This window comes from Xanthomonas sp. NCPPB 3218 (genome assembly GCF_056725185.1).
In genome coordinates this window covers 1,359,972-1,381,492 of sequence record NZ_CM161516.1, presented here as the reverse complement: position 1 = coordinate 1,381,492, position 21,521 = coordinate 1,359,972, and the positions used below count along the sequence as shown (strand labels likewise).

General features: G+C 66.6%; 15 protein-coding genes. 3 read left to right on the top strand and 12 right to left on the bottom strand.

Annotated elements, in window-relative coordinates:
* Positions 1–60: 60 nt before the first annotated feature.
* The 6 genes from AC1PLS_RS06015 to AC1PLS_RS05990 all read right to left on the bottom strand — a co-directional run bounded on the left by AC1PLS_RS06015 (position 61) and on the right by AC1PLS_RS05990 (position 11,196).
* Entirely contained in the window at positions 61–1,347 is a 1,287-nt protein-coding gene (locus tag AC1PLS_RS06015; RefSeq protein WP_184431842.1) for a carbohydrate porin, read from the bottom strand.
* 238 nt (positions 1,348–1,585) lie between these two features.
* Complete coding sequence (locus AC1PLS_RS06010) at positions 1,586–4,012, bottom strand: glucose/quinate/shikimate family membrane-bound PQQ-dependent dehydrogenase (protein ID WP_311736835.1); 2,427 nt, start codon at positions 4,010–4,012, stop codon at positions 1,586–1,588.
* A 302-nt stretch (positions 4,013–4,314) separates the two neighbouring features.
* A complete protein-coding gene (locus AC1PLS_RS06005; RefSeq protein ID WP_184431844.1) occupies positions 4,315–5,163 on the bottom strand; it encodes a transporter in 849 nt (282 codons plus the stop codon).
* 824 nt (positions 5,164–5,987) lie between these two features.
* Positions 5,988–7,958: an OPT family oligopeptide transporter gene (locus AC1PLS_RS06000; RefSeq protein ID WP_047125795.1), complete on the bottom strand. Its 1,971-nt coding sequence runs from the start codon at positions 7,956–7,958 to the stop codon at positions 5,988–5,990.
* A 615-nt stretch (positions 7,959–8,573) separates the two neighbouring features.
* A complete protein-coding gene (locus AC1PLS_RS05995; protein ID WP_046341997.1) occupies positions 8,574–9,392 on the bottom strand; it encodes an HDOD domain-containing protein in 819 nt (272 codons plus the stop codon).
* A gap of 211 nt (positions 9,393–9,603) precedes the next feature.
* Entirely contained in the window at positions 9,604–11,196 is a 1,593-nt protein-coding gene (locus AC1PLS_RS05990; RefSeq protein WP_184432921.1) for an alpha/beta hydrolase family protein, read from the bottom strand.
* Positions 11,197–11,278: 82 nt separating this feature from the next.
* Between AC1PLS_RS05990 and AC1PLS_RS05985 the strand changes: the two genes are divergently transcribed.
* Entirely contained in the window at positions 11,279–11,482 is a 204-nt protein-coding gene (locus AC1PLS_RS05985; protein WP_228912125.1) for a hypothetical protein, read from the top strand.
* 146 nt (positions 11,483–11,628) lie between these two features.
* Here the strand turns inward: AC1PLS_RS05985 and AC1PLS_RS05980 are convergent, their stop codons facing one another.
* The 4 genes from AC1PLS_RS05980 to lexA all read right to left on the bottom strand — a co-directional run bounded on the left by AC1PLS_RS05980 (position 11,629) and on the right by lexA (position 17,725).
* A complete protein-coding gene (locus AC1PLS_RS05980; RefSeq protein ID WP_481104282.1) occupies positions 11,629–14,880 on the bottom strand; it encodes an error-prone DNA polymerase in 3,252 nt (1,083 codons plus the stop codon).
* Positions 14,881–15,036: 156 nt separating this feature from the next.
* Entirely contained in the window at positions 15,037–16,455 is a 1,419-nt protein-coding gene (locus AC1PLS_RS05975; protein WP_016903823.1) for a Y-family DNA polymerase, read from the bottom strand.
* A gap of 9 nt (positions 16,456–16,464) precedes the next feature.
* A complete protein-coding gene (imuA, locus tag AC1PLS_RS05970) occupies positions 16,465–17,118 on the bottom strand; it encodes a translesion DNA synthesis-associated protein ImuA (protein WP_184431850.1) in 654 nt (217 codons plus the stop codon).
* A 1-nt stretch (position 17,119) separates the two neighbouring features.
* Positions 17,120–17,725 carry a transcriptional repressor LexA gene (lexA, locus tag AC1PLS_RS05965; protein ID WP_046341994.1) on the bottom strand — a complete coding sequence of 202 codons (606 nt, stop codon included), beginning with the start codon at positions 17,723–17,725 and terminating at the stop codon, positions 17,120–17,122.
* A gap of 161 nt (positions 17,726–17,886) precedes the next feature.
* On the opposite strand from lexA, the gene AC1PLS_RS05960 reads away from it, so the two are divergent.
* Positions 17,887–18,108 (top strand): AbrB/MazE/SpoVT family DNA-binding domain-containing protein, encoded by a 222-nt coding sequence (locus AC1PLS_RS05960; RefSeq protein ID WP_016903820.1) that lies wholly within the window; start codon positions 17,887–17,889, stop codon positions 18,106–18,108.
* Between the two features lie 9 nt (positions 18,109–18,117).
* On the top strand, positions 18,118–18,543 hold the full coding sequence (locus AC1PLS_RS05955) for a type II toxin-antitoxin system death-on-curing family toxin (protein ID WP_104568814.1): 426 nt from the start codon (positions 18,118–18,120) through the stop codon (positions 18,541–18,543).
* An 86-nt stretch (positions 18,544–18,629) separates the two neighbouring features.
* Here AC1PLS_RS05955 and AC1PLS_RS05950 read toward each other — a convergent pair whose 3' ends face one another.
* Together AC1PLS_RS05950 and AC1PLS_RS05945 are read right to left on the bottom strand one after the other, a co-directional pair.
* The gene (locus AC1PLS_RS05950) at positions 18,630–19,934 is read right to left on the bottom strand and encodes a jacalin-like lectin (protein ID WP_184431852.1); all 1,305 of its coding nucleotides are present in this window, start codon (positions 19,932–19,934) and stop codon (positions 18,630–18,632) included.
* Positions 19,935–20,043: 109 nt separating this feature from the next.
* On the bottom strand, positions 20,044–21,360 hold the full coding sequence (locus AC1PLS_RS05945; protein WP_184431854.1) for a histidine-type phosphatase: 1,317 nt from the start codon (positions 21,358–21,360) through the stop codon (positions 20,044–20,046).
* Positions 21,361–21,521 lie beyond the last annotated feature (161 nt).

Here is a 21,521-nt window from a genome sequence, read left to right as displayed (position 1 = left end):
CAATGCACACCGCGCGCAGTGCGCCGTGCGGCAACGGCGCACTGCGCTGCGGGCACGCACTCAGAACGTGAGTTTGGCCTGCAGCCCGACCACCACTGCGTTGCGCGTGTGGGTATAGGCGTAGGTCCCGGGGTTGACGATGTATTGCAGGTCCGGGCGCAACATCAGCCACGGCGTGATCTGCGCGCTGTAGGCAAGCTCGTAGAGCTCTTCGGCAGCGCTCAGCCCGACCAGTGGCGAATCGGCCGCCACGCCGGCATCGATCAGTTCTGCGCGGCGTGCATCAAGCAGCCGATGATTGATCCTGCCGGCCACATAGCCGAGTGCGATGCGGTCCTGCGTGCGCGTGCCGATGCCCTGGTACACCCCGCCAACCGAATACCACCGTGTCATCAGCGCACTGTCGTGGTCGCTGGCCATGTACTGGGCGAATCCGGTCAGGCCGATGCCGGGGTCCGCTCCCGGGGTGAACAGTTTCTGTTCGACCAGCAGATAGGCGCCGTCGCGGCCGGTGCTGCGGCTGGTATCCAGCCCACGCCTGGGTACCGACGAGGAGTCGTAATAGCCGCCGAACTTGTACACGCCCGGGTAGCCCGCGGCGGCCGGCTTCCAGGTAAATTCGAGCGGAAAGATCGCACCGGTGGTGCCGCTGGCGAACGGCTCGAACGCGTAGGTGTCGCGGGCACCGAAGCCCAGATTCGGGTTGACCTGAAACCAGCCGGCATGCAGGTTGAGCTGCGGGGTCAGCTGCTGCGCGCCTTCGATGCCCCAGCGCGCGGCCGGATAGTTGTACCAGCCGCTATTGGCCGAAAACGCCAGCGGATGCGCGCAGAACGCAGCATTGACGAAGTTCACCAGCAACGTGTGCGAGGCGAACTGGTTGCCCATCGCATAGAAGCCCAGTTTCAGATACGTCCTGCCCTGGTTGAAGCTGCGGTCGTAGCTGAACTCGCTCAGGCGGGTGTACTGGCCTCCGTACACTTCCTGGATGGGGAAGCGATTGCCGACCAGGTCGGCGGAGGTACTGCGGCCGCGGCGGTCGTTGATGGTGACGTGCAGGCTGCCACCGCCCCAGCCGGCGAGCTTGGCCATGTCCAGATCCACGCCCACCCGCAATTGCTGCGCATAGCGCGCGCTGGTGTTTTCGTAGCCGCCATTCACCACGCCAAACGTCTCGGACACGTAGTCGCCGCGGACGCTCACGCCTTGCTCGGTCCAGGCTAACCGGCGCCCACCCCAGTCGCCGGTCAGCGTGGTATCGCCCGCAGCGACTGCGGTGGCCGGCAGTGCCAGCAACAAGGCGTAGCCCAGCGCACTGCGGCGCGGGAGGAAAGACAGACGATGCATCGTGGTTCTCTGATCAGGGCAGCGTGCACGGCCAGCGGTGGCGATGCATGGCGGTGTGCCAAAGCGCCGCTGCGGTAACGGGAGCGTTGGCCGGGATGTGCGAGACACCCGGCCGTCGGGTTGCAGCCAACTGCGGCTGACGCGAGTGCGCGGCGGTCAGCCGGGCACGCGGAGGTTTGTCGGCCGCTCCGTGACCACGCCGACGCAGCTGGCGACGTGGTCACGGGTGGGGGCGGTGTCAGTGCGCGTCAGGCAAGCTGTAGGCGATCACGTCATCGCCCCGATCGGGCGACTGCCGCGCACCGCCGGCACTGATCACCACGTACTGCTTGCCGGTCTTGTGCGAGACGTAGGTCATCGGCCCGCCCTGACTGCCGACCGGCAAGCGGCCCTTCCAGAGTTCCTTGCCGGTGGCACTGTCGAACGCGCGCAGGTAGTAGTCCTGGGTGCCGGCGATGAACACGAGCCCGCCCTGGGTGGACAGCGTGCCGCCCAGCGTGGGCATGCCGATCGGGATCGGCAGATGCATCTTGATGCCGAACGGGCCGGTGTCCTGCACCGTCCCCACCGGCACCTGCCAGGCGATGCTGCGCGTCTTGAGGTCGATCGCGCTGAGCGTGCCGTACGGCGGCGCCTGGCACGGAATGCCCAGCGCCGACAGGAAGCGGTTCTTGTTGACCGCATACGGCGTGCCCTTCAGCGGCACAGCGCCCATGCCGGTATTGACGGCCTCGCCACCACCGGCCGCCTCGGCCTTGCGGGTGTCGGCAGGAATCATCTGCACCCACAAGCCCAGCCGCATATCGTTGGCGAAGATGACGTCATGCACCGGGTCGGTCGATAGGCCTCCCCAGTTCATGCCGCCCAGCGAGCCGGGGAAACTCAGCGAGACATCGGTGCCCGGCGCGGTGTACAGGCCTTCATAACGCATCTGCTTGAACGCGATGCGGCACAGCATCTGGTCGATCGCAGTGGCGCCCCACATGTCCGATTCGGTCAGGTGCTTGGTGCCGATCTGCGGCATGCCGACCGACAGCGGCTGAGTCGGTGCGTACTGCTCGTGTGCAATATCCGAGCCTTTCACCGGTACTTCCCTGACCTCGGTCAGCGGTTTGCCGGTGGCGCGGTCGAGCACGTAGATCTGCCCGGCCTTGGTGCCGATGACCACCGCCGGGGTGTGGCTGCCGTCCGGGTTGGGGAAGTCGATCAGGCTGGGCTGCATCGGCAGGTCGAAGTCCCACAGATCGTTGTGCACGGTCTGGTAGACCCACTTCTCCGCACCGGTGGTGGCATCCAGCGCCAGCACCGAGGCGCCGTAACGATGATCGAGCGCGGTGCGCTCGGCGCCGTACAGATCGGTCGACGGCCCGCCCAGCGGCAGGAACACGGTGTTCATCGCCGCGTCGTAGGACATCGGTGCCCATACGTTCGGCGTGCTGCGCACATAGCTGCTGCCGGCGGCCGGCGCCTGGCGATCGTGTGGATTGCCCGGGTCGAAGGCCCAGCGCTGCGCGCCGGTGACCACATCGAAGCCGCGCACCACGCCACCAGGCATGTCGGTCTGCACGTTGTCGGCCACGCGTCCGCCCACCACCACGGTGGTGCCGGCCACCAGTGGCGGCGAGGTCAGCTGGTAGAACGGATCCGGCGCAGCGCCCAGGCCGGCCTTGAGATCAACCTGACCGTTGCTGCCGAAGCCCTGGCAGAACGCACCGGTGTCCGCATCCACCGCGATCAGGCGACCATCGATGGTGTTGGTGAACAGGCGGCGACGGCAGTTGGCGTCCTGCGCCACCGTCACCGCGGCGATCGGCGAGGGGTTGGCCACGCTCGGTGCCGGCAACGCCGCGTCGGCGTCGAAGTAGCCCAGGCCACGGCAGCGCTGCCAGACCGATGAGGTCGCATTGATCTCGCGCCGCCACAGCTGCTTGCCGGTGCTGGCGTCGAGCGCAATCAGATTGTTGTGCGGTGTGCACAGGAACACCTTCTCGCCCACCTGCAGCGGGGTCAGCTGGTCTTCGGCACCGTTACCGTCGCTGTTGGCGATCTCGCCGGTGTGGTAGGTCCAGGCGACCTGCAGCCGGTCGACGTTGCTGCGGTTGATCTGGTCCAGCGCAGCGAAGCGGCTGCCGCCATCGGTATTGCCATAGGCGGACCAGTTTTGTTGCACGCTTCCAGGCGGCACCGCCGTCATGCCCGGCCCCGCGTTGCCTGCGACCGGCGGATGCGGCACGAACATGCCGCCGATCCCGGCCACTACCGCCAGCGCCAGCACCGTCGCCACGCCATAGGCCGTGCGCCCGGTCGGCAACGCCCGGCTGCGCCGCAGCGCTGGCCAGGCCAGTGCCACCAGCACGGCGAACCCCGCAGGCAGCATCAGCCGCGAGACCAGCGGCCAGAACTCCAGCCCCGCATCCCACAGCGCCCACACCAGCGTCAGCGCGAAGGCGACGCCGTACACCAGCGCACCGGCCGGCCGACGCAGCACGATCAAGACACCGGCCAAAGCGGTCGCCAGGCCCATCAGCAGGAAGTACCAGCTGCCGCCCAGGCTGGCCAACCTCGCGCCACCCAGCAGAAAGATCAGCCCCACCAGCGCGACCAGCATGCCCAGCACCAGCAGCAATGCCCGGCCCGGGACCGGCAACTTCGATTTCGTTTCCACGTTGCAACACCTCGATCAGGAGATTCCGCGCTGCACTGCGCCCGGCATTCCGATCTGGATGCTGCAAGGCGCACGCACGACGGCCAGTAGAGGCAGCATCACTGCCCACTTTCTGTCACTCCCCTCCCCGGCCCGCGTACCTCTGGCGAGACCGGCACCGGCATGCCCGGCAGACTGACGACATAGTGTCGCACCGCACCGGGTATTTATTACATATCTGAAGCGATTTCCTGCGGAACACTGCAGTCCGCACAGACGCGGACCGCAGTGGCGTTTTGTGTGCGCAGCGCGCGCTGCGCGCGTCAGAAACGGTGCGACATGCCCACATACACCTGCGCGTCCGGGGTGCGGTCGTTGAGGCCGAAATTGGCGCCCACATCCAGCTGCAGCAGCGGATTGAGCAGATACGCAGCGGCGATGTCGGCCGAATACTGCTCGATGGTCTGCGCCGGATCGCGGTTGATCGAGGACCACACTTCCACCGCCATCGACAACTTGGAGGTGAGCGGATGCGCCAGGTTGATCGCATTGATCAGCGCAACATGCTTGCCGCTGCCATCGCTGTCGGCCAACCAATCCACCTCGGGCCCGAAGGTCAGCGAGAAGCTGTTGGGCAGCGCGAAATTGATCGGCAATGCGACGCCGCCTTCCCACTCGTCGTTGCCCAGGCCGGTGCGCGCGGTCGGTGCCTTGACGAACGGCAGCAACGCCACGCTGGCGGTATCGCTTTCGTAGAAACGCGCCTTCATGCGCAGATAGATGTCGCCGCCGCCGCTCAGGCTGCTGCGTGCGCCGGTGGCGCGGTCGGTGGTCTTGACCTGCAGCTGCGGCGCCCAGTTGAGCTGCAGATCGATGCGGTCGCTGACGCCGTATTTGAGCGTGGGATTGGTGAACACCGAGGTTTCGATGCGCGTGCCGGGCTGGCTGTCGCGGGTGTAGCTGCCGATGTCGGTTTCCAGCTGCCAGGCGCCGGTTGGCACGGTACAGGTGGAATTGGCCTTGGTCGGGCGATCGGTACACAGCGCCGCGTCGGTGGCCTCCTGTGCCTGCGCCTGCAGCGCAAGGCTGCACAGCACACCGGCCAGGGCGATGCTCAACACGGGGGCACGGCGTGCGCGGGTGGAACGGTGGGAGATAGCAGCAGTCAGCATTGCAGTGGTTTCCATGGCAAGACGCTGGCCAGATCGCGTGAACGGCCAGCAGTGGGAGGGGGAATGCGCGTGGATGTCGAACGACTGCATGGCCGCTGGAGGGCGGCGTGTTGCCAATCGATCTTATAGGCGTCGGCAGGTCCGAAAACGCCGTCGGTGACAAAAGCGGCCTCAACAGTGTGCGGATGTCGCACAGCGTGATGTGAGTCGCTTTTCCACGCCATCATTTATGGGGGTCAGGCGGTGCGATGAGCTGCGCCGTGGCGCGTCACCGGGATCGATCGAGGCATGCGGTCGCCGTGGTGCACCCATCGGTGCGGGAGACGGCACGATACGGAGCAGCCGCATAAAGTCGCTATGCACGAGGCCTGGGTGGGGCGTAAAGCCGGCGCAAAGGCGCTGCGGTGGTGCAGACGCGATGGCCTGAGCGTTGTGCGTGCATTGCGCGATCGGCAAACGCTTGATGCGTTGGCACGGTGCAGCTGCGCTGGCGGTGTCAGGCGATTGGTCAGATGCGCCAATGACGTTGCCCTGCAGTGACAAGGCAGGTCTGATCACGGTGGCAATGCACGAGCATGCAGGAATGTGCGAACTGGATATGCCGCTGTGCGGTCACGGCATCGATTCGGTGCACCATGCCTTGCCGGCATGCTGCTGCACTTGCGCATTCGGCAGCAGGGCCGCATTCGAACCGCGCCTGCTGCGAGGCGATCAGAACAGCGGCAATCCAGTCGCAATACCACAACGAAAAACGGACACGCATCCAGCGATGCGTGTCCGTCCAGAGGCAGCGCGCAGGCACATGCCTTGGCGAAGCGTCACCCTCAGGCGGTCTGTTCGCCGCGCTTGCCGACGCGGTACAGCAGCCAGCCGACCAGGGCGAGAATCGCCAGGCCGAACCATTGGTTGAGCTGCAGGCTGGCCGGCAACGCCAGCACATCGGCGCGGCTGGACAGCACGATCGGCACCGCGATGGCGATCCCCATCAACGCCTCACCGGTGATCAGGCCGGCGGCGAACAGCACGCCCGGGCGATGCACGCGGTCGCGGCCATCTTCGTCGTCGGCGCGGATCTTGTGGAAGCGCTCCACCAGGTGCGCGATCAGGCCGCCGAGGAAGATCGGCACCATCAGCTCCAGCGGCAGGTAGATACCGATCGCCGCCGCCAGCACCGGCACACGGAAGCGCTTGCCGGTCTTCTTCAGCCATTCGTCCAGCGCGATGATCGCCGCGCCCACGGCGGCACCGATGGCAATCATCGACCACGGCAGCTGCCCGCCGAACAGGCCCTTGGCGACCGAGGCCATCAGCGTGGCCTGCGGTGCAGCGAGCGAGTTGGGGTGCTGCGGCGTGGCCGGGCCAATGCCGTAGGCCTGCGCCAGCAGGTTCAACACCGGCGCCATGATCAGTGCGCAGGAAAACGCGCCGATGCCCAGCATCAGTTGCTGCTTCCATGGCGTGGCGCCGACCAGATAGCCGGCCTTGAGATCCTGCAGGTTGTCGCCGCCCACCGCTGCCGCGCAACACACCACCGCGCCGATCATGATCGCCGCCACCGCACCCAACGGCGCCGCGCCGATGCCGACCGGCACCAGACCATCCTTGCCGAGCAACAGCACCAGCACCGCCGAGGCGAACAGGATGGTGGAAATGGTGATGCCCGAGACCGGGTTGTTGGACGAACCGATCAGGCCGGCCAGATAGCCGGACACCGACACGAACAGAAAGCCGGCCACGATCATGATGATGGTCATCGGGATCGACACGTGCCACTGCTGCACGATCGCCTGGTACAGGCCCAGCAACGGCAAGGTGCACAGCACCAGCGCCGCCAGCATCCACTTCATCGGCAGGTCGCGCTCGGTCTCGGCGACCACACCGCCACCGCTCTTGCGCGCGGCGGCAAAGCCGCTCTTGACGCCGGACAACAGCGACTTGCGCAGCGAGAACAGCGTCCATACGCCGCCGATCAGCATCGCGCCGACACCCAGGTAACGGATCTTCGCGCCCCAGATGCCGAATGCCGCGTCGGCCGCCGGCGCGCCGACCAGGCTCTGCGCCAGGGCCGGGTCGCTGCCCATGAAGAACTGCTGATACAGCGGAATGGCGATATGCCAGGACAGGATCGACCCGGACAGCACCACGATGCCGACATTTAGGCCGACGATGTAGCCCACGCCCAGCAGCGCCGGCGACAGGTTGGTGCCCAGATAGCCGACCAGGCGGCTGCTGCCCAGGTACGTGGCCTGCGCCCAGGTGTCCGGGATCACCCGCAGGCCGCTGGCCGCACCCAGCTTGACCAGCGCGCCGATCGCACCGGACATTGCCAGGATCTTCAGGCCCGGGCCGGGGTTTTCACCGGCCTTGAGCACCTCGGCCGCCGCCTTGCCTTCGGGGAACGGCAGCGGGTCTTCGACGATCATCGAACGCCGCAACGGCACCGAGAACAGCACCCCGAGCAAGCCACCCATGCCGGCGATGCCGAGCACCCACCAGTATTTGAAGTCAGGCCAATAGCCCATGATCACCAACGCGGGGATGGTGAAGATCACCCCGGCGGCGATCGACGAACCGGCCGAGGCACCGGTCTGGACGATGTTGTTTTCCAGGATGGTGCCGCCGCCGAGCAGGCGCAGCACGCCCATCGAGACGACCGCAGCCGGAATGGCGGTGGCGATGGTCAGGCCGGCAAACAGGCCGAGATAGGCGTTGGCGGCCGAAAGCACCACCGCCAGCACGATGGCCAGCACGACGGCGCGGAAGGTGAGCTGGCGCGGCTGCGCGTCATGGCTCATGGGCAGTTCCCCTGTGGCAAAAAATCCGGACCACGCTAGCGCCTACACGGGGTTCCGTCCAGCTGCGCCGCGGCGTGACACTGTGCCTGCTGTGGCGGCTGGAATGCCCGGGGATGTAGCGACGGGGACGACAGGCGTGTACCAGCGTGTGTCAGCGACTGCATCGCGCATGCGGATTGCAAGCGCATAGGTCGCACGGTGTGGAGGTGGCGGACACTGCTGCATGGCATGCAGACCAGCGGCATACGGCGTCAGGGTGCGGCGATGCGGTCTTCCGGCTCGTCGACCGACGGAGGCGCCATGAGCGACGCGCGCCATGGCCGATAGGTGACAACGAGCGATGGACTCGTCATCACGCCCATCGCTCGTACCGGCGGTCGCCTGCCGCCCGTGCTGGCGGGACAGTGCGCTGGTGAGGGGCACGGATGAGGCCGCGCGCCCGTAAGGGCCGACTGGTCTGCTGCTGCAGCGGCGGGCACGCGTTGCCGTTACATCGCTATCGCCGTGAGCACTGGACGCTGCCGTTTTTCCTGCATGTCAGGGATCTGCTGCCGGCGATGGTGCGTCAGCGTCAGCGGCTGCGCCGACGCTGGCGGCGTCGGCGCGGCTGTTCGATCAATGCAGCAGTTCGGCAAACGCGCGGTCGGCCTCGATCACGTCCGGCAATGCGGCGAACAAGGCATCCAGATCCACGGTGTCCATCAACGGACCGCGCACCGCGTCCAACGCCGCCGGCGTGGCGCCACCATGTGCACGCAGCGCGTCGGACACCTGCACCGCCTGGGCGACCAGCAGCGGCATCCGCGCACCTTCCGGGGCAGCGGCCGGGCGGACCTGATAGGCGATCGCTTCCTGGATGACGACAGGCAGCTGCCAGCGACGTACCAGCTCGGCGCCGACTTCCGGGTAGCCGAAGCCCAGCTGCAGGGTTTCTTCGGCGGCATGGCCGGCCGATGAGCTGTCGTGATTGATGCGGCTGGCGTAATCCGGCGCGCCGGACTGGATCAGCAGCTCGCCGATGTTGTGCATCATGCCGCAGGTAAAGGCGGTTTCCGGATCCACGCCGTGCTGGCGCGCCAGCAGGCGGCAGATGCCGGCCACCTCGAAACTGTGCCGCCAGAACGCCTTCAGATCGAAGCCCGGGCCGGCGCGGAACGCGCCGGTCATCGCCGAGGCCAGCACCAGGGTGCGCAGCGTGTTGAAGCCCAGCCGCATGGCCGCGTCTTCCACGCTGGTGGAGTCGCGCAGGCCGTGGAAGCGCGCCGAATTGGCAAGCCGCAGCACCTTGGCGGCGATCACCGGATCGCGCTCGATGGTGTGCGCCAGCACATCGATGTTGGTTGCCGGATCGTCGAACCGGGCAATCAGGTCCTGCGCCACCTCGGGTACGGTGGGCAAGGTGTGCAACTGGTCGAACAACGCCTCCAACTTCATGATCGCCTCGTGGATGAAAGGTAAGCCAGCGCGGCCGCGCCGGCGTGCATGGTGTAGCACAGACCGGCCGGATGACGATGACCCGCCACGGCGGCTATTCACCCGCGCTTTTGCGTCATCGCCTTGCGGCGGGCTGCCCCGCCGGTCGCGTAGCGACGGCCATCATGGATGGCGCGGTCGACAAGATCCCGATATGCGTGCGTCGACGCGGTTAGTTCGCTTTGGCACCTCCCAGGGACTTGGCCAGAAACGCCAGCAACTGCGTATAGAACGCACGCCGATGCGGCTCGGTATAGAACCCGTGGCCTTCGGTGTCGTAGTACAAGGTTTCCACCGGCGTTCCGGCCTGGCGCAATGCCGCCTCCATGCGCTTGCTGTGCTGGATCGGCGCGCGCTCGTCCTCACCACCGGCCGCCAGGAACACCGGAACCTTGATCTGCTTGGCCAGATGGACCGGCGAGCGTGCGGCCAGGGTTGCCGGATCGCCCAGCCATTGCTTCAGATAGTTTTCGCCTGAGCCGCGCTTCTGGATGTCGCCGCTGGTGAACATCATCGGCAGGTCGTAGACGCCGACATAGCCGGCCGCGCAGGCATACAACCCCGGTTCCTTGGCTGCCCCCATCAGGGCTGCATACGCACCATAACTTGCACCAAAGATGCAGATCTTGCGCGCATCTGCATAGCCCTGCGTCACCGCCCAGCGCGTGGCGTCGGTGACGTCATCCTGCATGGTGCCGCCCCACTGGCGCGCACCGGCATGCTGGAAAGCGCGACCGTAATTGCCGGAACCACGGAAATTGATCTGCAGCACCGCATAGCCGGCCTGCGCCAGCAACTGCGCGTCGTCGTCGAACTGCCAGCTGTCGAAGATCTCGAACGGGCCGCCATGCGGCATCACCACCATCGGCAGGTTGTTCGCCGCGCCGGTGCGCGGCAGCGTGAGGTAGCCATGCAACGGCACGCCATCGCGTGCCTGCAGCGCGATGGGCTGCACGGTCGCGGTGCGCTCGGGATCGAACCAGTCGCGTCGGCTGATCACGTGCTGGGCTTTTTTCTCCTGCGTATCGAACACATAGAAATCGCCAGGGTTGCTGCCCGAATCGACCTGCAACATGACGTAGCGGCCATCGCTGGTACTGGAGGTGATACGCACAGCATTACCGGCGAAGGCGGCCTCCAGGCTGTGATACATCCGCGCCTCGGGGCCCTGCTCGTCGAAAAAGCGGCTGCGCGGACGGTCAGCCATGAAAATGGCACCCACCGGGATCGTGGTGCCGTTGCGATAGATGACGTCCAGTGGATCGGCCACTGCGTCACGCAGCACCTGTTCACGGCGATTGGCCCGGATGTCCCAAGCCACGATCGCATCGGGGCCATCGGCAGCCTGCACACGCAGGTAAGCAATGCGCTCGTCCTGCGAAAAGCCCAGTGGGGTTTCGATGCGGCCGCTGGCCTGTTCGTCGTTGAGCAGCGTCCACTCAGTTCCACCGCCAACGCGGTAATACAGCTTGCTGACATTGTCCGAGCCTGCGCCCTGCGCAAAACGCACCTCGCCATGGTGGTCGGTGGTGAAGCTGGCGCGCTGAATCGGGGCACGCGCCAGCGGAAGGCGCCGACCTGTGTTGACGTCGAGCTTTTCTGCGCGCGTGTACGGGTCCTGCCCTGACAACGGCCAGATGCCGACGACCACGTTGCGATCGTCGTCGGGCAAGGTATCGGTGAGGAATGCGGCAACTGCTTCGGTTTTCTTGACCTTGATATTGGTGCCAAGCCCGGTGCCTCGGGCACGATAGCCCACCAGCAACTCGACACCAGTGCCATCGGCATTGATGGCATACAGCTCGCCGGTCGGCAACGGCTTGTCGAGCAGACCGTATTTCTGTGCGATGGAGATCAACACACGCGTCTCGCTGACCCAGGCAAAGTCGCTCACATACGTGTTCTTCTCCAACACGAAAGTTGCGCCCATGCTGTTGTCCGAACGCCGCACGATCGCCAGCGCGGTCTTGTCTTCCATCGGCACGGTAGCGGCGAAAAACGCGCCGCTGGGCGATAGCTTGATACCGGCAAACTTGTCTTTTTTGATATAGGCGCCAACATCCACCTGCGCTGCGGCATTGCCGGCAGCCATCAGCAACCCCAAGGCCGCAATGAAAATCCTTTTCCGCACGTACTGCTCCATGTCGTGTGCAAACTGAGCGCGAAATTTACCAGCAATCGCAGACCAGACAAAGTTTCAATGAAAATCGCGCGAGGGCAGCTGCATTTCGCCGAGCAGGTCGCTGAGGTCGTGCAGATCGCCGGCGATGAGATGCTCCACGCCGTCCACGCGTTCCCAGCGGCCGCGCACGGCCAGCAGGCGCGATTCCAGCAGTGCGCGGCGGCGGCGCAGCGCCAGATGCGACCAGACGATGACGTTGATCATGCCGTGCTCGTCTTCCAGGGTGACGAAGATGGTGCCCTTGGCGGTGGCCGGGCGCTGGCGCTGGGTGACCAGGCCGGCGACATGCACGCCGCTGCCGTGACGGCGGCCCTGCAGGTCGCGCAGGCCGAGGATGCGCCGTTGCTGCATCTGCGGGCGCAGCAGTGCCATCGGATGCTGGCGCAGACTCAGGCCGACCGAGCGATAGTCGGCCAGGATCTCTTCGCCTGCGCGCGGGGCTTCAAACGTCACCGTGCGTTCTTCAGGGCTGCCCGGTAATAACGGCCGACGCGCTTCCACGCCAGCCATCGCCCAACGCGCAGCATTGCGATTGCCCACCATGCCCTGCAAGGCGCCGGCTTCGGCCAATGCCAGGCGCGCCTTTTCGTCGAGTGCGGCGCGCAGGCACAGATCGCCGATATCGGCGAAGGCCCTCTGCGCGCGTGCCGCGGCAATGCGGTTGGCCACCACTTCCGATAATCCAGCGACCTGGCGCATGCCCAGCCGGATCGCCGGTTGTTCGCCGGGGTCTTGGTCGCTGCGCCAGCGCCGGCCACCGACCAGCGTGTTGTCCCAGACGCTGTGCAGCACATCCACCGGCAATACCTCCACGCGCGCACGCTCGGGACTGCCGCGGCGTGCGTCCTGCACGATCTGACTGGCCGAGTAGAAGCCCATCGGCTGCGCGTTGAGCAGCCCGCAGGCGAAGGCCGCCGGCTCATGGCGCTTGAGCCAGCAGCTGGCGTAGACAAGCTTGGCGAACGAGGCGGCGTGGCTTTGCGGGAAACCGTAGGAACCGAAGCCCTTGATCTGCTCGAAGATCTGGTCGATGAAGGTGGAGGCGTAGCCTTTGCCCTGCATGCGCTCGCGCACCCGTGCGCGGTGCTGTTCCATGTCACCGCCGCGCCGCCAGGCGGCCATCGAGCGGCGTAGATTGTCCGCTTCGCTCTCGCTGTAATCGGCAGCGTGCATCAGCAGCTCCATCACCTGTTCCTGGAATAGCGGAACTCCAAGCGTCGGCTTGAGAATGTCCTCCACCTCTGGCGAGGGGTAGTTCACGTCCTCGCGCCCCTGCCGCCGGCGCAGATACGGGTGCACCATGTCGCCCTGGATCGGGCCGGGGCGCACGATCGCCACTTCGATCACCAGGTCGTAGAACACCGCAGGCTTGAGCCGCGGCAACATCGCCATCTGCGCGCGCGACTCGATCTGGAATACGCCGACCGTGTCGGCGCGCTGGATCATCTTGTAGGTCGGCTCGTCATTGCCTGGCAGCGTGGCAATGCTGTAATCGCGCCCGCGGTGGCCGCGTACCAGCTCCAGCGTCTTGCGGATGCAGGTCAGCATGCCCAGCGCCAGGCAATCGACCTTGAGCAGCTTCATGGTTTCCAGATCGTCCTTGTCCCACTGGATGATGGTGCGGTCGGCCATCGCGGCGTTTTCCACCGGCACCAGCAGCGACAGGGGTTGGTCGGAGATGACGAAACCGCCGACATGCTGCGACAGATGGCGTGGGTGATCGCGCAGTTGCTCAGTCACCGCAAGAATCTTGTTGATCAGTGGATTGGCCAGATCGAACCCGGCCTCTTCGATGCGCTGTTCCATCGGCGTTTCGCCATTGCCCCAGCCATAGCAATTGGCCAGCAACGCGATCTGGTCCGGCGGCAGGCCGAACGCCTTGGCCACATCGCGCACGGCGCTCTTGCCGCGATAGCAGATCACCGTCGCCGCCAATGCCGCGCGTTCGCGGCCGTACTTGTTGTAGACGTACTGCAGCACCTCCTCGCGGCGTTCGTGTTCGAAATCGACGTCGATGTCCGGGGGCTCGTCGCGTTTTTCGGACAGGAAGCGTGCCATCAACAGACGCGTTTCATCCGGGTTGACCGCGGTGATGCCCAACGCATAACACACCGCCGAGTTGGCCGATGAGCCACGGCCCTGGCAGAGGATGTGCTGCTCGCGGGCGAAGCGCACCACGTCCTGCACGGTGAGAAAGAAGGCCTCGTAGCTCTTATGCGCGATCAGCGCCAGTTCCTTCTCGATGTCGGCGCGTACCTTTGCCGGCGTTCCATTCGGCCACCGCTCGCGCATCCCCTCTTCGGTGAGCTGTCGCAGATAACTCGCCGGCGTATGCCCTTGCGGCACCAGTTCGCGCGGATAGGTGTATTCAAGCCTGGAGATATCGAAGCTGCAGCGCTGCGCCAGGTCCACCGTGGCCTGCAACAGCGCATCCGGATAGATGTTGCCCAAGGCACGCCGCGTGCGCAGATGGCGCTCGCCGTTGCGGAACAGGTGCGCGCCGCACTCGGCCAACGGCAAGCCGTGGCGGATGGCGGTCAGGGTGTCCTGCACGATGCGCTCGCGCCGCTGCGCCATATGCACATCGCCGCTGGCCAGAGCGGTCATGCCCAGTTGCTGCGCCAGCAGCTGCAGGGCGAGCAACCGCGCCGCATCGTCCTGTTCGCGGTGCAGTTCCACCGCCAGGAATGCACGCTCGCCGAACAGCTGCTGCAGCCAGGCGCCCTGCTCGGCCTGCGGCTGCGCCCCGGGTAACCACAGCGCGAACACGCCCGGTTCCACCGCGCGAAACTGCGCCTCCACCTCGACACGCCCGAGCCGGTACGCACCCTTGCCCGCCGCACGCCGCGCGGTGGTGATCAGCGCGCACAACTGCGGATAGCCATGCGCGTTTTCCACCAGCAGCACGAAGCGGGTGCCATCGACCAGGGTGAATTCGCTGCCGACGATCAGGCGCACGCCGGTGGCGCGCGAGGCTTCCAGGCCGCGCACGATGCCGGCCAGCGAGCACTCGTCGGTGATCGCCAGGGCGCTGTAGCCGCAGTGGTGCGCGCGCATGAACAATTGTTCGGCGCTGGAGGCACCGCGCAGGAACGAAAAATCCGACAGGCAGTGCAGCTCGGCATAGGCAGGCAGCCCATCGGCGACCATGGCATGGGCGATGTCGTCGTTTGCCGCGCGCAACCGCGCGGCGACCGTCCAGGCGCGCGGCATGCGTCCACCGGGCGTATCGCGGTCCACGCCGTCGACGGCGTCATCCCAGCTCATGCGCGCACCTCTTCGACATCGCGCTGCCGTCACACATGCGCTGCAGATCGACGCGCTGCGTTTGCCTCTTCGGTCCCGTGCATCGGACGCGTGCGGCACCGCTGCGATGACCAGCCCCGCAGGCAACGCTCTGATGCTGCAAGGGCACGCAACCGATCATGCGAACCACCCATGCAGCATCCAGCCATCGACACGGCCAGGAGCGGCGAACGCCCAGCCACGCCGGCCGCGTGCGGTTTCCACCACGTAGTAATCGCGGCGCGCTTCGTCGTCGTCCCACCAGCCGCTTTCCAGCCGCTCCGGGCCGGAGATGATGCGCAGCTGCGTTTCGTGCAGGGGCACCGGCTGCGGCAACAGCCAGGTCGGGCGCGGCGGACGCGGCGGCGCCGCAACGTCGCGCACCGCATCACCAATGGCGCGCCGCCAGGCACGTTCCGGGCGCGGGTCGTCGGCCGGCAGCACGCGATACACCGCCTCATCGCCCAGCCGCGCGCGCAGGCGCTCGCGTAGCTGCGGCCACTCCACCGATTGCTGCGCACGTTGATCGAACAGATCGCGCATGGCCGGCACGAACGGTGGCAGCTGCCGCGCCAGCAGGCGCATCGCCACCACCGGGCGTGGGATCTCCACCCGCTCCAGCCGGTTACGCGCAAGCTCGAACAACAGCGTCGGCGCGCGCTCCGGCGTCAGCAAGCCGATCTCGACATCGGTGGCGCCTTCCTCGTGTTCCAGCCGCAGCAGGAACCGTTGCACGCCGCCGTCGCGGATAGACAGGTAGGTGCACAGGTCGCCGATCAGGCGCCGCAGCGGGAACAGCAGCGCCGGATGCATTTCCACCTCGTAGCCGAGCTCCACACGCTGGTCGAAGTGGTCCGGTGGCGCGTAGCACTCCAGGGGGTCGTCGACCTGGCCGTAGAGGCGGTCCAGATGCTCGAGCAGGCCCGCGCCGAACCGCCGGCGCAGCCCATCGCGCGGCAACGCGCGCACCGCCGCCAGCGTACGCACGCCCATGTGTTGAAGGCGCTCGCCGGCATCGCCCGGCAACGCGGCGCGGCGTACCGGTACCTTGTCCAGCGTGGCGTGCAAGGCCGGCAACTGCGTCACCACCATGCCATCGCGCAGACCGGCCAGCACGCGCGCGGCGCGCGGCGTAGGTGCCAGTGCGAGCCGGTGCCGGAAGCCCAAGGCCTGCAGTTCATCGCGCAGGCGGCGTTCGAAACGCGGCCATGGACCGAATAACCGAAAACTGGCACCGGCCTCCAGCACGATGGCACGCGACCATTGCTGGCTCACCAACGAACTGTGCCGGTACGCCCACGCCGCAAGAAACCGCTGCGTACGCGCCTCAGCCTGGGCCTCGTAATCGATGGTGCGTACATGGGACATCAGCGCATGCGCCGCCGACAGCCGCATGCCGGCTTTCAGGCCGGCGGCGGACGCCGCTGCATTGACCGAGTGCAGGCTGCGCAACTGCGCCGGCCCTTCCACCAGCACTAGCGGTGCGTCCGGCTCTTCCAGACGCCGGAGGACGGCGTCCAGCGCCAGCTGCGGCAGCAAGATGCAGGCCCACAACATGCGCGCGCCTCAATGCGCCAGCCGCAACGGCTGCGACGGGACCTGCCCGCCGCGGCACTTGCGTACCTGCCAGGCATCGCGCTCGGGCAGGAATTCCAGCCGTAACGCCGCCGGCGATGCATTGACCGCATGCTTGCGATCACGCAACGCGAACGCGCAGCAGTTGCCGCTGTCGGCGGCGACCTGCAGCCGCCGCAATGCGCGTGCATCGCCGGTCTGCGGCCAGCCCAGCACTGCCGCGCATGCGCCACTGCGCAGGCATTGCTCGAACGCCCACAAGGCGTCGCGCGGCTCGGCCTGCACCACTTCCAGATGTTCCAGCACTACGCCGCCCGCCTGCCAGGCCGGCGCATAGGGAATGAACGGCGGCGCCACCAGCACCACCCGGCTGCTGGCGCCGGTCATGCGCGCCAGCGTGGGCAACAGCAGGGCGATCTCGCCCACGCCGTGCGCGGGCAGCAGCAACTCGGTCAGTGCCCGCCGCGGCCAGCCGCCATCGGGCAGCAGCGCATCCAGCGCCGCATGCCCGGTGGATTCGCCGCCATGGGCGATGGCGGTGCCACGACCCGCGCGCCACACCGTGCGCGCGGCCAGCAGGGCGTCCAGCGGCAGCGCGACTGCCGCGCTGCCGTCCTGCCTGATGCGGGCGGGCTCCTGGCTCATCTCAACCCTGCCGGATCAGACCGCAGTACAGTCCTTCGATCGCGAAGTCGGCATCGGCCGCCACCACGATCGGCGCATGCGCGCGGTTGCGCGGCAACAGGCGGATGCGTTCGGCACCCCGCTCCAGCCGCTTAATGGTGATTTCACCATCCACCCGCGCCACCACGATCTGCCCATCGCGCGCCTCGCTGCTGCGATGCACGCCGACCAGATCACCGTCCAGGATGCCGTCGTCGATCATCGAATCGCCTTGCACCTGCAGCAGATAGTCCGGACGCAAGGAGAACAGCGTGCGGTCCAGCCACAACTGCCGGTCCAGGCCGATATCCGCCCCGATCGGCACACCGGCCGCCACCCGGCCCAGCACCGGCAAGGCCAGCAAGGCATCGCGCGCGGCCCCGCCCGGCATGCGGATGCCACGCTTCTGATTGGGCAACAGCTCGATCAACCCGGCCTCGGCCAGCGCCTGCACGTGCTTTTGCGCGGCATTGCGCGAGGCGAACCCGAACGCCTGCGCAATCTCGGCCAGGCTGGGGGATACCCCTGCACGGGCCTGTTCCTGCAGGAAAGCCAGCACCGCCTGACGCTTGGGGGAGAGAGATTCCATGGGAGTACAACGGCCGGCCGGGACAAGGTGTACATTTGTACACCTGTCGGTCGCAGCAGGCGAGATCGGCCCATGCAGGTTGCTGAGCCGCTTCAGCCAGGACGGGCTTGTGATCGGCTGGAGACGGAGTTATAACTTACGTACTAACGAAGGCGTCGACCATGAAGCTCAAGATCACCTCCATCGGCAATTCCGCTGGCGTCATCCTGCCCAAGGAACTGCTCGCCCGCCTGCGCCTGGGCAAGGGAGACGAACTCTATGCACTGGAAACGCCGGACGGCATCAAGCTGACCGCGTTCGACCCGACCCTGGCCGCGCAGATGGATGTGGCCGAGCAGGTGATGCGCAACCGCCGCGCGTTGCTGCACAAGCTGGCGCAATAAGGCTCGACCATGATCGTCTGGATCGAGCGGCCACTTGTCCTGGCCATCCACGATCGCCAACTGGCCGAACACGGCGGCGGCAGCGGCGTGCGCGACGACGCCCTGCTCGACTCGGCACTTGCCAGGCCAAAGCAACTGCTGTCCTACGGCGAGCCGCCACCGGACCTGGCTGCGCTTGCCGCCAGTCTTGCCTACGGATTGGGCCGCAACCATCCGTTTGTCGACGGCAACAAGCGCACTGCCGCCGTCGCTTGCGAAACCTTCATCGTGCTCAACGGTGCAACCTTGGCCGCCGATGATCTGGAACTCTACGGCTTCTACATCGGCCTGGCCGATGGCTCACTCGATGAAGCGGCCTGCGCCGCGTGGTTGCGCTCACGCCTGCGCTTGCGGCATCCAGATCGCGTGCACGAATCGGCACCGTCATATGGGTGACTGGTAGCCCGGCAAGCCTACAGTGCAGCAGCCATCCATGGCGCGCTTCGCTGCCCTGCCGCTGTCACTGAAAACAGCGTCAGCGCCTAGTCCTTCGCATACACCACCCCCAGCTTGTCGATCTCCTCACCCGCGCGACCGGTGAAACCGGCGATATGCCAGCCGCTGGGAGCGCTCAGCGTGTAGCTCTCGCTGGTCGGGCTGCCCACCTGCACGCTGCGGCCTTTGTTGGTGCGCAGGCTCAGCGAGAACAGGCGGGTGCGGTCGTTGTACTTGCCCACGGTGAAGGTGGCCGAGGACAGCGTTTCGTTGGCACCCAGCGACAGTGTGGTCGCCTGCCCACCGCTGCCGCCATGCGCGAGCAGCTTGCCGCTGTCCAGGATCACGCCGACGCCATCCAGGCGTGCACCGCCGCGCAGGGTCACGCCACTGAGCGGACGCACGCCAGGGTTGTCCGCCAGATCGTTGAACGGAACGCCATGCGGACCACCGAACTGGTCGCTGGTGCGCAATCGGTCGCCCACGGCCCATCCGAATTGCGCATGCAGCGGGTAGTGGTCGGACAGCGGCTTGCCGGCGCTGTCATAGAAGCCGCCGCCATCGAGCTGGTAACGGTTGGCCACCAGGGTCAATTGCGGCGCGTCGCGGTACAGGATCTTGTCGACCACTTCGCAGCTGTTGGTCGGCGGCGTGCCGCACAACAGCGGTGCGGCGCCGGCCGCCGGTGCTGCGCCCTTGATCAGCTCCACCCACGGATCGGTCAAACCGTTGGAGGCGATCAACTCGCGGATGTTGTCGTCGCTGCGGGTGTAGCGCGTATTGGAATCCATCATCACCAGCACCGCATTGCCGGCCGACCAAGTCTGGATGAACTGCGAGAGCTGGCCGATATTGGCGCGACGTGCGGACAGGTCGCCCGCTTCGACCCCGGCATTGGGGTGCGCGTTGTAGACGTCCAGCAACACGCCGTCTGCCAGGCGCACGCGCATGTAACTGAAACCCTTCGGGGTCAGGCAGTCGGTGCCGTTGCACTGGTTCCACTTGACCCGGGTGAAGTCGTTGAAGGGATAGTTGCTGAGCGTGTTGAGCCCGTCGCCGAACGCGGCACCGCCACTGGTGGCAGTACGGTAGGGATGCGCGTCGCCAGCGTAAAGCGTGGCGTGGTAGTTGAAGTCTTCCTGCACGTTGACCAGCCCGTAAGGCGCCAGTTTCGGTGCGAGCAGTGCGGTATTGGTGGCCGGCGTTCCGCTGGACAGGCCTTCGGGCAGGCCGGCGACGTTGTAGGTCAACACGTCGAGTACGCCGACGTCCGTTTGCGCCTGGGCGATGCCTGCGCAGGCAAGACCGAGAGTGATTGCGAGACTGACGAGAGTACGTCGCTGGTGGAGCATAAATCGCCTCTTGCAGTGATGAGAAACAGCGGCTGGCACGGTGGCCAGGGAAACGGCGCCGATGCGCCGATGCAACCACACGCGCCGGCCGCGGCCGGCGCGCGCGGCGTCATTCGCTCAGGTAATGCGGGTCGATCGCGGCGTCGATCAATGTCGCCAAGGTTGATAGCGGGCAGTCGTACTCCGGGGTGGCGCTGCTGCAGCCGGGAATGAACACCGGCGACGACGGCGGCGGCGCCTGCGGTGTCAGCGCGCGGCGTTCGCGCAGTTGCGCCAGCGTCTGCGCGGTGTAGCGCAGGCGGATCACGCGCTGCCCATCGGCACGCCGCCAGCGCTCGAAGACCAAGGCGCCGCCAGGCACGGTCTGGTCGGGTTGGTAACCGGGCAATTGCCAATGCAGATCGAACATGCCCGCCAGCAGGGTCAGCGTGCCGTCGTGACCGGACAGCACCACCAGCCGTGCATCGCCACCGATCGGCGTGGCCTGCGATGGATTGCGATTGCCACTGGCGACACTGCCTTGCTGCAGTGTCGCCAGCAGCCGCGCCGCCAGCGGCGTACTGGCCATGCGCGCCACCGTCGGCGCACGCAGGCGCAGCGCGAACTCGGCCTGATGCGGTGCGAACGCACGCAGCAGACTGGCTTCGTCCACGCCTTGCCATCCCAACGCGGCAAAGTCCTGGCCGTCGGCCCAGCCCATCAACAGGCTTTCGCTGATGCCGGAAGCTGCCGGTGCCGGGCCTTGGACACCGGCGATACCGTCGTGGGCAGCGCCCATGCCTGCGGGCACCGCATCCAGGCGTTGCTTGCCGGTACCGGCCTGGGTCGGGCATGGCCGCTGCGCGCACTGCAGCAACAGTTGCTGCAAGCTGTCGATCGCATCGCGTTGCGCCGCGTTCCAGGCGACCACATCGCCGCCGACGCGGCCGGCGATGGCCGCGCGCATCAACGCCGCCGCAGCGGGTTGTCGCAATGCCGGCGCGCCGTCAAACAGTGGATCGGACGCGTCATCGGCGACGTGGTGCACCGTGTTCGCACACCCCGGGGTGAGCGTGCTTGCCAACGCACGCGCCGAGGCGATGGTGCGCTGGGTGCGATTGGCCCAGTAGTAGACATTGGCGCAGCCATCGCCATCGAACAGACCCAGCGGCGTGTAACGGGCGCGGTAATAGGTGCCGAATAATGCCTCCAGACGCGCACCGTTTGCGGTCAGGTGGCCGGCCGGCACATCGAAGCGTGGCCAGGGACGTGCGGAATAGCGACCCAGTTGCTCCGGGCTGGACATCGCCGCACGCACGCCGTGGCGCTTGAGGATGACGACTTTCTCAAGCGTCTCCGACGTGATGGCGGCAGGCGCTACCGGCGTAGCCAGGCCGGCCACGATCAAGACAAAAAAACCGATACAGCTACGAAGCAGTAATGACATGAGTGGTCTCAACACGTGATGCAGCTGTTGCACACCGCGATACGAGGCGATGTGCGGCTGGCAACAGCGCCATAGCCGAAGCCATGGCCCTTGCAGATGGCGCCTTGCAGCAAGGCGCCCGGTGGCGGCATTGGCTGCCGCCAACAAACTGGATCGGCGAT